General features: G+C 67.1%; 13 protein-coding genes. 5 read left to right on the top strand and 8 right to left on the bottom strand.

All coding sequences use genetic code 11. From position 1 onward, the window contains the following. Positions 1-2 precede the first annotated feature (2 nt). Genes B4U45_RS23710 through B4U45_RS23700 form a run of 3 tightly spaced genes read right to left on the bottom strand, consistent with a single transcriptional unit; the run spans position 3 to position 1,976 of the window. Positions 3-686 carry a uracil-DNA glycosylase gene (locus B4U45_RS23710; protein WP_075545373.1) on the bottom strand — a complete coding sequence of 228 codons (684 nt, stop codon included), beginning with the start codon at positions 684-686 and terminating at the stop codon, positions 3-5. After that, a complete protein-coding gene (locus tag B4U45_RS23705) occupies positions 683-973 on the bottom strand; it encodes a DUF1330 domain-containing protein (protein WP_075545374.1) in 291 nt (96 codons plus the stop codon). Before B4U45_RS23705 ends, B4U45_RS23710 begins: the two co-directional genes overlap by 4 nt. A 25-nt stretch (positions 974-998) precedes the next feature. Continuing rightward, on the bottom strand, positions 999-1,976 hold the full coding sequence (locus B4U45_RS23700; protein ID WP_075545375.1) for a thiamine-phosphate kinase: 978 nt from the start codon (positions 1,974-1,976) through the stop codon (positions 999-1,001). Positions 1,977-2,127: 151 nt separating this feature from the next. On the opposite strand from B4U45_RS23700, the gene B4U45_RS23695 reads away from it, so the two are divergent. Further along, positions 2,128-2,694 carry a DUF3515 domain-containing protein gene (locus B4U45_RS23695; protein WP_075545403.1) on the top strand — a complete coding sequence of 189 codons (567 nt, stop codon included), beginning with the start codon at positions 2,128-2,130 and terminating at the stop codon, positions 2,692-2,694. Here B4U45_RS23695 and B4U45_RS23690 read toward each other — a convergent pair. Together B4U45_RS23690 and B4U45_RS23685 are read right to left on the bottom strand one after the other, a co-directional pair. After that, positions 2,691-3,803, bottom strand: a complete 1,113-nt coding sequence (locus B4U45_RS23690; RefSeq protein WP_075545376.1) for a D-alanine--D-alanine ligase family protein — start codon at positions 3,801-3,803, stop codon at positions 2,691-2,693. The two genes, B4U45_RS23695 and B4U45_RS23690, sit on opposite strands and share 4 nt — an antisense overlap. A gap of 149 nt (positions 3,804-3,952) precedes the next feature. Next, a complete protein-coding gene (locus B4U45_RS23685) occupies positions 3,953-4,960 on the bottom strand; it encodes an NAD(P)H-dependent glycerol-3-phosphate dehydrogenase (RefSeq protein ID WP_075545377.1) in 1,008 nt (335 codons plus the stop codon). Positions 4,961-5,091: 131 nt separating this feature from the next. On the opposite strand from B4U45_RS23685, the gene cofC reads away from it, so the two are divergent. From cofC to mutT1, 3 genes are all read left to right on the top strand, one after another. After that, complete coding sequence (gene cofC / locus B4U45_RS23680) at positions 5,092-5,742, top strand: 2-phospho-L-lactate guanylyltransferase (protein WP_083044038.1); 651 nt, start codon at positions 5,092-5,094, stop codon at positions 5,740-5,742. A 78-nt stretch (positions 5,743-5,820) separates the two neighbouring features. Next, a complete protein-coding gene (locus B4U45_RS23675; RefSeq protein WP_075545379.1) occupies positions 5,821-8,028 on the top strand; it encodes an RNA degradosome polyphosphate kinase in 2,208 nt (735 codons plus the stop codon). A 75-nt stretch (positions 8,029-8,103) separates the two neighbouring features. Continuing rightward, the gene (mutT1, locus tag B4U45_RS23670; RefSeq protein WP_075545380.1) at positions 8,104-9,042 is read left to right on the top strand and encodes an 8-oxo-(d)GTP phosphatase MutT1; all 939 of its coding nucleotides are present in this window, start codon (positions 8,104-8,106) and stop codon (positions 9,040-9,042) included. A gap of 68 nt (positions 9,043-9,110) precedes the next feature. Here mutT1 and B4U45_RS23665 read toward each other — a convergent pair whose 3' ends face one another. The 3 genes from B4U45_RS23665 to leuC form a co-directional block, all read right to left on the bottom strand. After that, complete coding sequence (locus B4U45_RS23665) at positions 9,111-9,731, bottom strand: HU family DNA-binding protein (protein ID WP_075545381.1); 621 nt, start codon at positions 9,729-9,731, stop codon at positions 9,111-9,113. Positions 9,732-9,955: 224 nt separating this feature from the next. After that, positions 9,956-10,552 (bottom strand): 3-isopropylmalate dehydratase small subunit, encoded by a 597-nt coding sequence (gene leuD / locus B4U45_RS23660; protein WP_075545382.1) that lies wholly within the window; start codon positions 10,550-10,552, stop codon positions 9,956-9,958. A 23-nt stretch (positions 10,553-10,575) separates the two neighbouring features. Next, a complete protein-coding gene (gene leuC / locus B4U45_RS23655) occupies positions 10,576-12,009 on the bottom strand; it encodes a 3-isopropylmalate dehydratase large subunit (protein WP_075545383.1) in 1,434 nt (477 codons plus the stop codon). Positions 12,010-12,092: 83 nt separating this feature from the next. Between leuC and B4U45_RS23650 the strand changes: the two genes are divergently transcribed. Then, positions 12,093-12,794: an IclR family transcriptional regulator gene (locus B4U45_RS23650; protein ID WP_075545384.1), complete on the top strand. Its 702-nt coding sequence runs from the start codon at positions 12,093-12,095 to the stop codon at positions 12,792-12,794. Positions 12,795-12,823: the final 29 nt, after the last annotated feature.

The following is a 12,823-nucleotide window of genomic DNA, read 5'->3' as shown; positions in this document are numbered from 1 at the left end:
GGTCACGGCAGCCGCCAATCGATCGGGTCGGCACCCATCCCCGCAAGCAGCTCGTTGGCACGGCTGAACGGCCGCGAGCCGAAGAACCCCCGCGACGCCGACAACGGAGACGGATGCGGCGATTCGATGGCGACACATGTGCCGGCGGCCAACATCGGTTTGAGCGTCGACGCGTCGCGTCCCCACAGGATGGCCACCAGCGGCTGCGACCGTGAGACAAGCGCTTGAATCGCGCACTCGGTCACCACTTCCCAGCCCTTACCCCGGTGCGAGGCCGGATTACTCGGGCGCACGGTCAGCACTCGGTTCAACAACATCACGCCGCGCTGCGCCCAGGGCGTCAGATCACCGCACGAGGGCTGCGGATAGCCCAGGTCGGCTGCGTACTCCTCGAAGATATTGGCCAGGCTGCGCGGTAGCGGTCGCACCTCGGGGGCCACCGAAAAGCTCAGTCCCACCGCATGTCCGGGTGTCGGATAGGGGTCCTGCCCGACGATCAGGACCCGCACCTGTTCGAATGGAAAAGTGAAGGCGCGCAATACGTTCGGCCCCGCCGGCAGGTATTTGCGGCCGGCCGCGATCTCGGCGCGCAGAAACTGCCCCATCCGGGCCACCTGGTCGGCCACCGGGTGCAATGCGGCGGCCCAGCCCTGCTCGACGAGTTCGCTCAGCGGACGCGCGCTCACTGCAGGCCTTGCGCCAGCAGCACCACCGTATCGGCGCCCGCCCAACGATCTTGCGAAATCTCTTGGTACTCAGGCGATTGTGCCCAGCCATGGAATGCGGCCTCATCGGGAAACGACATCAGCACCACTTTCTGATGGTCCCACCGCCCCTCGATCACCTGGGGTGAATCGTCGGCAGCCAGCAACGTTCCCGGATGACGACGAAACACTTCCATGAACCTGGTCTGGTACCGGTCATATGCTGCCCGATCGGTGAATCTCAACTGGGCGATCGCGTAGACGGTCACCGCGTCACCCTACTCAATGGCGAACTCAATCGAACGACTGCCAACCCGCATATCCGCCCCAGTCGTTGCCGTCGACCAGCACCCGGGGCGGACCGTCGACCACCTGCCCGATGACGCGCCAGCCGGCCGGCACCGCGCCGGCGAAACACGCCGCCAGGGCGTGGTCTTCGCCGCCACCGAGCACCCAGTGCCACGGATCGGCGCTCACGGCGTCGGCGGCCGCGGTCAACGCGGCGTGGTCGGCAGCCAGGGCCGCGGTCGACACGTCGATACCGACCTCCGACGCCTGCGCGACATGGCGCAGATCGGCGACCAGGCCGTCGGAGATGTCGATCATGGCCTGAGCCCCCGCGACGGCGGCCGCCACGCCCTGCCGATACGGCGGCTGCGGCACCAGATGACGCCGCCGCAGCTCGTCTAATCCGTCAATCCCGTTGTGCCACAATTGATATCCGGCGGCCGAGCGGCCCAAGTCGCCGGCCACCGCGACGACCGAGCCGGGTGTGGCGCCGCGGCGCCGCACCGGTGCGCGTCCCTCGAGGTCGCCCAGCACCGTCACCGACACCACCCACTGCGGGCAGCGAACCAGATCGCCTCCGACGATGCCGGCTCCGATTCGGTCCGCCTCGTCCCACATCCCGTCGACCAGGGCGCTCACCTGGGCCGCGGGTGTGTCGGTGGGCGCCCCGAAGCTCACCACGAACGCGGTGCAGCGCGCGCCCATGGCCGCGATGTCGGCAGCGTTCTGGGCTATCGCCTTGCGGCCTACGTCGTGGGGTGTCGACCAGTCCAGCCGAAAATGCCGGTCCTGCACCAGCATGTCGGTCGACATCACGACGCGGCCGTCGCGGGCGGCGACCACGGCGGCGTCGTCGCCGGGCCCGAGCTCGACGACGGCAGGCTGACGGCGACCGGCCACCAACCGGTCGATCACGGCGAACTCCCCGAGCTGTTGCAGCGTCGGAGACTGCTCCGACGCTTCCCCCGATAAGTCCTCGCGCACGCCACCTCCTGCGGGACGTCTCACCCGGGTCCTCTGCCCGCCCGGGTGGACCGCGTTAGTCTATGAGCTCGGGCGACCCGAACATCCGGGCGGGACGTCGGTGGCCCTGCGACAGCCGGGCGGTCAAGGTGAGTCGGAGGTGGCCGGCGAGGTGACGGGCGACGCCCTTCCCAACCCCGGCGCCGACGCAGACGGTCCGCCACGCATCCTGATCATTGCGGCTGTGGTACTGGCCGTGGCGGCGGTCGGGGTGATCCTGGTGATCGCGGCGACTCGCCACCCCCGCCAACAACCCGTCACCGTTGCGGCCGTGCCGGCCCCCCACGCCGGCAGTCCGGCCTGCCATGCGCTGACGGCAGCGCTGCCTCAGCACCTGGGTGACTATCAGCGAGTGACGATTGCGCAACCGGCCCCGGAAGGCGCGAGCGCCTGGAGCTCCGGGCCCTCCCGCGAGCCGGTCATCATGCGGTGCGGCCTCGATCGCCCCGCCGACTTCGTCGTGGGCGCGCCGATCCAGATCGTCGACCGGGTGCAGTGGTTCCGGGCGACCGACGACACCTCATCCGACGGCCGGTCCACCTGGTACACCGTCGACCGTCCGGTATACGTCGCGCTGACGCTGCCGGCAGGGTCGGGGCCGACCCCGATCCAGGAGCTGTCCGAGGTCATCGACCGCACCATCGCGGCGGTGCCGATCGACCCGGCGGCAACCGGTTAACGCAGGCCCACTCCCCGGGCCAGCGCCGTCTCCACCATGGTTGCCAGCAGCGTGGGATAGTCGACGCCGCTGGCCGCCCACATCCGGGGGTACATCGAGATTGTGGTGAAACCCGGCATGGTGTTGATCTCGTTGATCACCGGGCCCTCCTCGGTGAGGAAGAAGTCCACCCGGGCCAGGCCCTGGCAGTCGATGGCGTGAAACGCTCGGATCGCCAGGTCGCGCACCGCATCGGCGACGTCGTCGTCGACCTTGGCGGGCACATCCAGCTCGGCGGCGTCGTCGAGATACTTGGTCGCGAAGTCATAAAAGGCGTCCTCGCGTCCGCGCACCCCGGCCACCCGGATCTCCCCCAGAGTGCTGGCCCGCACCGTGCCGTCCGGGAACTCGAGCACACCGCATTCCAGCTCACGGCCGTTGACGGCGGCCTCGACGATCACCTTCGGATCGTGACGGCGCGCCTCGGCGACCGCGGCGGGCAGCTCATCCCAGCTCGACACCCGGCTGACCCCGATCGATGAGCCGCCGCGCGCGGGTTTGACGTACGCCGGCAGCCCCAGCCGCTCGCATTCGTCGAGACTCAATGCCGGCCGCGACGGACGCAGCACCGCGTGCGGCCCGACCGGAAGCCCGTCAGCGGCCAGCAGCTTCTTGGTGAATTCCTTGTCCATGCCGGCTGCACTGGCCAGCACCCCGGCCCCGACGTAGGGCACGCCGGCAAGCTCGAGCAGTCCCTGGATGGTGCCATCCTCCCCGTAGGGACCGTGCAGCACCGGGAACACCACGTCGACGGAGGCCAACACCTCACCGGCGCCCGGGGGCAATGACACCAGTCGGCCGCCCCACTGCGGGTCGGCCGGCAACGCCAGCAATGTGCCCGATTGGGAGTTGACCGCGGGCAGTTGCCGGTTGGTGATGGCCAGGGCGTCGGGGTTGCCGTCGGTGAGCACCCACGAGCCTTGCGGCGTGATACCGATCGCGATCACCTCGAACCGCTGCGGGTCGAGGTTGCGCAGGATGCTGCCCGCCGACACGCAGGAGATGGCGTGCTCGTTGCTGCGGCCGCCGAACACGACGGCAACCCGGGCACGCCGGTCGCTGGCACTCACAACCTTCAGAGGCTACCGGGTGCGACGCTAGGACTGCCGGCTCCCGCCCTCCGCGTGCTCGATGACGATACGCCGAGCCTGTAAGTCCGCAGCGGAAGTTCGAGTAATGGCCTGCGTAATTACCGGCTCGACGACATGTGGCAGCCTGCTTACTCGGGTTTGGTGCTGCGCCCCAACAACAGCGCTATCGCCTCGTTCACCGACAGTCCCTTATGGCACACCTGGTGCACGGCGTCGGTCAGCGGCATCTCGACGTCGTAGCTGGACGCAAGCGCCAGCACCGCCTCACACGAGGTGACCCCCTCGACGACATGGCCGTCGCGGTGCTGCAACGCCGATTCCATGGTCTCGCCCCGGCCCAGTCGCTCGCCGAAGGACCGATTGCGGGAATGCGGTGAGGTGCAGGTGGCCACCAGGTCCCCCACCCCGGCCAGCCCGGCCAGTGTCGCGCCTTTGGCGCCCAGCGCGATGCCGAGCCGCATGATTTCGGCCAGCCCGCGGGTGATGATGGCCGCCGCGGTGTTTTCGCCCAACCCGACGCCGACGGCCATCCCGCACGCCAGCGCGATGACGTTCTTGCAGGCGCCACCGATCTCGGTGCCGATGACATCGCTGTTGGTGTACGGACGAAAGTAGCCACTGTTCAGCGCACGCTGCAGAGCGACCGCCCGGCCGGAGTCGCTGCACGCGACGACGGTGGCCGCCGGCTGACACTCGGCGATCTCGCTGGCCAGGTTGGGCCCGGAGATCACCGCGACGTGTGCCGGGTCTACTCCGGTCACCGAGGTGATCACCTGGCTCATCCGCATCAGGGTGCCGAGTTCGATGCCCTTGGCCAGACTGACCAGGGTCGCGTCCACGGGCAACAAGCCGGCCCACCGCTCCAGGTTGTCGCGCAGCGTCTGCGCCGGAACGCCCAGCAGGACCGTGGCTGCGCCGCTGAGTGCCTCCTCGGCGTCGGGGGTGGCGCGGATGCCGGGCGGCAGCGACGTGCCGGGCAGATAGTCAGGGTTGTACCGGGTGCTGTTGATCTGCTCGGCGACGTCGGCTCGTCGAGCCCACAGGATGACCTCACCACCGGCGTCGGCCAGCACCTTGGCCAGCGCGGTGCCCCACGCGCCGGCCCCCATCACCGCAACGGTTCCCGTGCCGGCCATCCGCCCACACCCCCTTGTTGTCCGTTATGGCAGCTGTAGCCGCTACACAGTAGACCCGGCAGCTGGCCGCCGCCATGTTCAGCCCGACGCTCGCCGTTCACCCGGAAACCGGCGCTGGCAGGATGACCTCTATGAGCGGCACACAGGCCGACGGTAACGGTGATGTCGGCTTGATCATCGCCGTCAAGCGGTTGGCGGCCGCCAAGACCCGGCTGGCCCCGGTGTTCTCGGCGCGGACACGGGAAAATGTGGTACTGGCCATGCTGGTCGACACAGTGACCGCGGCGGCTCGCGTGCGCGCATTGCGCTCGATCACCGTCATCACGCCCGACGACGCTGCCGCGGCTGCGGCCGCCCGGCTCGGCGCCGAGGTGCTGGCCGACCCGACGCCGCAAGACGACGCCGACCCGCTCAACAACGCCATCGCCGTCGCCGAACGCACGATGGCCGGATCGTTAGCGAATCTTGTTGTGCTGCAAGGTGATTTGCCGGCACTACAGCCGCAGGAGCTTGCCGAGGCGATCGCTGCGGCACGCCAGCATCAGCGCAGCTTCGTCGCCGACCGGTGCGGAACGGGAACGGCCGCGCTGTGTGCCTTCGGCGCCGCACTCGACCCGCGGTTCGGGGCGGATTCGTCGGCGCGGCACCGCCGTTCAGGTGCGGTCGAGCTCACCGGAGCCTGGCCCGGTCTGCGGTGCGATGTCGACACACCGGCGGACCTGGCGGCCGCGCGCCGCCTGGGCGTCGGGCCGGCGACCGCGCGAGCCATCGGTCACCGATAGCCCGGCCCGAGCCTGTCCGAAGGTGAACGGCACACCAACGGCAGATTGATGTCGACCGGGTGCTGGCAACGTCACCGGGTGATAAGCAATGATCGCTGGGTGACCGAAACCGAAACCAGTCCAATCACGGAGGCGCAGCCGGACGAAGGCGCATGGCATCCAGGCGACTCGGCATTGACGGCACCCCCGGCTGCGACACCCGCGGCGATCACCGACCAGCTGCCCGAAGACCGCTACCTCAACCGCGAGCTGAGCTGGCTGGATTTCAATGCTCGGGTGCTGGCGCTTGCCGCCGACAACTCCATGCCGTTATTGGAGCGAGCAAAGTTCTTGGCGATCTTCGCGTCCAACCTCGACGAGTTCTACATGGTTCGGGTGGCCGGTCTCAAACGCCGCGACGAAATGGGGCTCTCGGTGCGTTCCGCCGACGGTCTGACACCGCGTGAGCAGCTGGGCCGCATCGGCGAGCAGACCCAGCAGATCGCCGGCCGGCACGCGCGGGTGTTCCTCGATTCGGTGCTGCCGGCGCTCGGTGAAGAGGGTATCTACATCATCACCTGGGCCGATCTGAATGAGACTGAGCGCGAGCAACTGTCGATCTACTTCAACGAGCAGGTCTTCCCCGTCCTGACCCCGCTGGCCGTGGACCCCGCGCACCCGTTCCCGTTCGTCAGCGGGCTCAGCCTGAACCTGGCGGTCACCGTGCGCCAACCCGACGACGGCGGTCAACACTTCGCCCGGGTCAAGGTGCCCGACAACGTCGACCGCTTTGTCGAGTTGGTCGGCCATAGCGATGGCGAAAGCGGCGAAGGTCAAACGGTGCACCGGTTCCTACCGGTGGAGGAACTCATCGCGGCCTTTCTTCCGGTGTTGTTCCCGGGAATGGAGATCGTCGAGCATCACGCGTTCCGGATCACCCGCAACGCCGACTTCGAGGTCGAAGAGGACCGCGACGAAGATCTTCTGCAGGCGCTCGAACGCGAACTGGCGCGCCGCCGGTTCGGATCGCCGGTGCGGCTCGAAGTCGCCGACGACATGACCGAAGGCATGCTGGAGTTGCTGCTGCGCGAGCTCGACGTCCATCCCGGTGACGTCATCGAGGTACCGGGGCTACTGGACCTGTCGTCGTTGTGGCAGATTTACGGCCTGGACCGTCCGGCGCTCAAAGACCGGACATTCGTTCCGGCCACCCATCCCGCGTTCGCCGAGCGGGAAACACCCAAGAGCATCTTCGCGACGCTGCGTGAGGGCGACGTGCTGGTGCACCATCCCTATGATTCGTTCTCCACCAGCGTGCAGCGGTTTATCGAGCAGGCCGCCGCTGATCCCGACGTGCTGGCGATCAAGCAGACGCTGTACCGCACCTCCGGGGATTCCCCGATCGTCCGGGCGTTGATCGACGCGGCCGAAGCGGGCAAGCAGGTCGTCGCGCTGGTCGAGATCAAGGCCCGCTTCGACGAGCAAGCCAACATTCGGTGGGCACGACAACTCGAGCAGGCCGGCGTGCATGTGGCCTACGGGATCGTCGGACTCAAGACCCACTGCAAGACCGCGTTGGTCGTCCGCCGCGAGGGCCCGTTGATCCGACGGTACTGCCATGTGGGGACCGGCAATTACAACAGCAAGACCGCCCGGCTGTACGAGGACGTCGGCCTGTTGACGGCCGCGCCCGATATCGGAGCCGACCTGACCGACTTGTTCAATTCGCTGACCGGTTACTCACGCAAGGTCTCCTACCGGAATCTGTTGGTGGCTCCGCACGGGATTCGCACCGGCATCATCGAGCGCGTCGAGCGGGAGGTGGCCGCACACCGGGAAAGCGGTAACGGACGTATCCGGCTCAAGATGAACGCCCTTGTCGACGAACAGGTCATCGACGCGCTCTACCGCGCATCGCGGGCGGGAGTGCCCACCGAGGTGGTAGTGCGTGGCATCTGCGCGTTACGCCCCGGCGCCGAAGGTTTCTCGGAAAACGTCACCGTCCGTTCCATTCTCGGCCGCTTCCTGGAGCACTCGCGAATCCTGCATTTCCGCGCCATCGACGAGTTCTGGATCGGCAGCGCCGACATGATGCACCGCAATCTCGACCGGCGTGTTGAGGTGATGGCTCAGGTCAAGGATCCGAGGCTGACCGCACAGCTGGATGATTTGTTCGAGTCCGCGCTGGACCCGGCCACCCGCTGTTGGGAGCTGGGCCCGGACGGACAATGGACGGCGGCGCCCCAGGATGGCCACAGTGTGCGCGACCACCAGGTATCGCTGATGGAGCGGCACCGCAGTCCCTGACACCGGGGGACTCCCGCTGATGTGCCCTTCCACGACCGCGAGCGGCCCAGGCCGAATTGACCTGCAGGAGTTAACGTGTCGATCCCCAGCACGTCCGCCCGCCGGTCCGCGCAGGGCAGGATCGTGCATGCCGCCGGCGCGGTGTTGTGGCGTCCGGGAAAGGGCAAGGGAGCAGTCGAGATTGCCGTGATCCACCGTCCCCGTTACGACGACTGGTCGCTACCGAAGGGCAAAGTGGATCCCGGGGAAACCGCGGCGGTGGCGGCGGTGCGCGAGGTGTTCGAGGAGACCGGTCAGCGGGCGCACCTGGGCCGGCGCCTCGTCATGACGAGTTACCCCGTCGACCAAGGCGTCAAGAAGGTCTACTACTGGGCTGCGCACCGCGTCGGCGGGGAATTCGCAGCCGGTGCCGAGGTGGACGATCTGGTCTGGCTGCCGATCGCCGGCGCCATGGAGCGGCTCGACTATGCACAGGATCGAAAGGTCTTGGCCCGGTTCGCCAAACAGCCGGCGGACACCAAGACGGTGCTGGTGGTCCGGCACGGTACCGCCGGCAGCAAGTCCCGCTTCCGCGGCGACGACACCAAACGACCACTGGACAAAAAGGGACGTGCGCAGGCGGAGGCGCTTGTCGGGCAGTTACTGGCCTTCGGCGCCACTACCGTGTACGCCGCCGACCGGCTGCGCTGTCATCAGACCGTCCAGCCGCTCGCCGAGGAACTGGGTGTGAGCATTCACAACGAACGCGCCCTCACCGAGGAGGCCTACGCCAAGAACCCCAAACGGGGCCGGCATCGGGTGCTGCGAATCGCCGCACAGCCGGGCACGCCGGTGATCTGCACGCAGGGCAAGGTAATTCCGGATCTCATCGCATGGTGGTGCGAGCGCGACGGCGTGCGCCCGGACAAATCCCGCAACCACAAAGGCAGCACCTGGGTGCTGTCGCTGTCCCGCGGGCGGCTCGTTGCGGCCGACCATATCGGCGGCGCGCTGGCCGCCAACGTGCGGGCCTGACGCACAGATACCCTTTGGGCGGCATCGTTGCCACCCAAAGGGTATCGGCGGTGTACCGAGTTACTTGCTTACTTGCGACCGCGCCTGGTGCTCGTCGCCTTCTTGGCCGGCGCCTTGGTGGCCGGCCGCTTCGCCGCGGCCTTCTTGGCCGGGGCCTTGGTGGCCGCCTTGCGCACCGGCGCCTTGGCGGCGGTCTTCTTCACCGTTGCCTTGGTCGCCTTGGCGGGCGCCTTGGTCGCGGCCTTCTTGGCGGGCGCCTTGGTCGCGGCCTTCTTGGCGGGCGCCTTGGTCGCGGCCTTCTTGGCGGGCGCCTTGGTCGCAGCCTTGCGCGCGGGCGCCTTCTTTGCCGCCTTCTTGGCGGCACTCGTCCCCACGCCACGCTTCACGGCGGGACCTTCCGCCGGGAGCTTTTGTGCGCCAGCCACAACCGCTTTGAATTGGGCACCGGGCCGGAACGCCGGGACAGAAGTCGGCTTCACCTTTACCGTCTCGCCGGTCCGGGGATTGCGAGCCACACGGGCCGCGCGGCGGCGCTGTTCGAAGACGCCGAATCCGGTAATGGTTACGCTGTCGCCCTTGTGCACGGCGCGCACAATGGTGTCGACGACATTCTCGACGGCGGCGGTCGCCTGGCGACGGTCCGAGCCCAATTTCTGTGTGAGCACGTCAATGAGCTCTGCTTTGTTCATCCAACCCTCCGAAGCTAGTGGTCCTCGTTAATGGAACCGACTAGTGGACACGGTAAACCCTCACCTGGCAAATTGCCAAGAGCCACGCGCAATTTCGGGACCCTGGAACGGCAATTTTCGCAATCCGATTGCCGCCCTTGACCGGTGGCGCGGCCTCCAATTGAACCCGGCTTGCCCGCCTTACCCAGACTTGCGGCAGGCGAAATTCCACATCGATGGGTCCTTCACAAGCCGGGCAGGGTGCGCGGTTTCCACGCCGGGTAGGCCGCTTCATAAGACTCGATTTCGTCGAGTTTTCGCAGCGTAAGGGCGATATCGTCAAGGCCTTCAAGCAGTCGCCACGCGGTGTGGTCGTCAATCTTGAACGGCAGCACCACTGTTCCGGCGGTGATATTTCGATCTTGAAGATTGACAGTGATTTCCAACCCGGGACACTGCTCGATGAGCTTCCAGAGAAGTTCAACGCCGTCTTGGTCGACTTCGGCCGCCAGCAGCCCCGCCTTGCCGGCGTTGCCGCGGAAAATGTCACCGAACCGAGACGAGATAACCACCCGGAATCCGAAGTCCATCAGCGCCCAGACCGCATGCTCTCGCGAGGATCCCGTGCCGAAGTCCGGCCCGGCGACCAGGACCGAGCCGCGGTCAAAGGGGCTGAGGTTCAGCACGAACGACGGATCCGACCGCCAACTCGCGAACAAGCCGTCTTCGAAACCGGTTCGGGTGACGCGCTTCAGGAAGACCGCGGGGATGATCTGGTCGGTATCGACATTGGACCGTCGCAGCGGCACACCAATGCCGGTGTGAGTGTGAAAGGCTTCCATGCTCTTCCCCTAACCCGTTGAGTTCAATTCAAATCGGCCGGCGCGGAAAGGGTGCCGCGAACAGCGGTCGCGGCGGCAACGGCCGGTGAAACCAAATGCGTACGGCCCCCTTTTCCCTGTCGCCCTTCGAAGTTGCGGTTGGACGTCGCGGCGCAGCGCTCCCCGGGAGCGAGCTGATCGGGATTCATTCCCAGGCACATCGAGCATCCCGCCTGCCGCCATTCGGCGCCTGCGGCGGTAAAGATCTCACCCAAGCCTTCCGCTTCGGCCTGCGCGCGAACCCGCATGGACCCCGGAACGACGAGCATCCGCACGCCCGACGCCACCTTGCGGCCGCGCAAGACATCGGCCACCACCCGCAGGTCTTCGATGCGGCCGTTGGTACACGACCCGACGAACACGGCGTCGACGGCGATGTCGCGCATTGCCGTTCCGGGCCGAAGGTCCATATAGGCCAACGCTTTCTCAGCAGCCTGGCGCTCGGCGTCATCGGTCATCAGCTCCGGGTCGGGCACCGCGCCGGCCAGCGGCACTCCCTGTCCGGGGTTGGTTCCCCAGGTGACATAGGGACTCAACGTGGTGGCATCGAGGTACACCTCGGTATCGAAGACGGCCCCGGGGTCGGTCCGCAATTGTCGCCAATAGGCCACAGCGGCGTCCCACCGGTCACCGGTTGGCGCGTGCGGACGCCCGCGCAAGAACTCGTAGGTGGTTTCGTCCGGTGCCACCATGCCGGCTCGGGCACCGGCTTCGATGCTCATGTTGCAGATCGTCATGCGAGCTTCCATGGACAGCGATTCGATGGCGGCTCCCCGGTATTCGATGACATGACCCTGTCCGCCGCCGGTGCCGATCTTGGCGATCAGCGCCAAGATGATGTCCTTGGCCGATACGCCCGGCGGCAGGTGCCCTTCGACGTTGACGGCCATGGTCTTGAACGGCCGCAGCGGCAGTGTCTGAGTTGCCAGCACGTGCTCGACTTCGGATGTGCCGATACCCATTGCCAATGCGCCGAATGCGCCGTGGGTCGAGGTATGACTATCACCGCAGACGATCGTCATTCCCGGTTGGGTGAGTCCCAATTGCGGTCCGACGACGTGCACGATGCCCTGCTCGATGTCGCCCATCGGATGCAGGCGGATACCGAATTCGGCGCAGTTGCGCCGCAACGTCTCCACCTGGGTGCGCGAGACCGGGTCGGCGATCGGCTTGTCGATGTCGACGGTGGGCACGTTGTGGTCCTCGGTGGCAATGGTCAGGTCGGGACGGCGCACTCGGCGACCGGCCAGCCGTAAACCGTCGAACGCCTGCGGGCTGGTGACCTCGTGCACCAGATGCAGATCGATGTAGATCAAGTCCGGCCCGTCTCCTTGTTCAGCGGCGCCACCGGACACCACGATGTGGTCGTCCCAAACCTTCTCCGCCAACGTGCGGGGCCTGCGAGTCTGAACTGCCATCTCGGATTGCCTCGATTCACTCAATAGCGGCTCACTGAACCACCAGGCTTTGATCTCAGAATGTGAGACGCTAGTATCTTGATGTGAGACAGCATAGCGGCATCGGGGTGCTCGACAAAGCCGTGGGTCTGCTGCACGCGATCGCGGAATCTCCGTGCGGCCTGGCCGAACTCTGTGACCGAACCGGCCTGCCGAGGGCAACCGCATATCGGCTGGCAGCCGCTCTCGAGGTGCATCGCCTGCTGGGGCGCGACGAGGAAGGCCGGTGGCGCCTTGGTCCCGCGGTGTCCGAACTCGCGGCCCAAGTCAACGATTCGCTGCTCGCCGCAAGCAACGCGGTGCTGCCGAAATTGCGGGAGACCACCGGCGAGAGCGTGCAGTTGTATCGGCGCGAGGGTACGACGCGGGTTTGCGTGGCTGCGCTGGAACCGGCTGCGGGCCTTCGCGATACGGTCCCGGTTGGAGCAAGATTGCCGATGACGGCCGGCTCGGGGGCCAAAGTGCTGCTGGCCCACAGTGACGCGGCGATCCAACAGGCGGTGTTGCCGAATGCGAAATTCGGCGCACGGGTGCTGGCCGAAGTGCGTCGGCGGGGTTGGGCGCAAAGCGTGGCCGAACGGGAACCTGGGGTGGCCAGCGTTTCGGCGCCGGTGCGCGACCGCCGCGGCATGGTGGTCGCCGCCATCTCGGTTTCCGGCCCCGTCGACCGCATGGGGCGGCGCCCGGGCTCGCGTTGGGCCGCCGACCTGTTGGCGGCGGCCGAGGAGATCACTCGCCGGCTCTAAGAGTTAACCCGTAAGCGCCAGGTACAGAC

The organism is Mycobacterium persicum (assembly GCF_002086915.1).
In the GTDB taxonomy this organism is placed as follows: domain Bacteria; phylum Actinomycetota; class Actinomycetes; order Mycobacteriales; family Mycobacteriaceae; genus Mycobacterium; species Mycobacterium persicum.
Note: the sequence above shows the minus strand (reverse complement) of the source record. Positions and strands in the feature narration are given on the sequence as shown.

Coding starts and splice junctions, on each gene's coding strand:
- B4U45_RS23685 (WP_075545377.1), bottom strand. CDS start 4,960: ATGGCCGGCACGGGAACCGTTGCGGTGATGGGGGCCGGCGCGTGGGGC.
- cofC (WP_083044038.1), top strand. CDS start 5,092: ATGAGCGGCACACAGGCCGACGGTAACGGTGATGTCGGCTTGATCATC.
- B4U45_RS23665 (WP_075545381.1), bottom strand. CDS start 9,731: ATGAACAAAGCAGAGCTCATTGACGTGCTCACACAGAAATTGGGCTCG.
- leuD (WP_075545382.1), bottom strand. CDS start 10,552: ATGGAAGCCTTTCACACTCACACCGGCATTGGTGTGCCGCTGCGACGG.
- leuC (WP_075545383.1), bottom strand. CDS start 12,009: ATGGCAGTTCAGACTCGCAGGCCCCGCACGTTGGCGGAGAAGGTTTGG.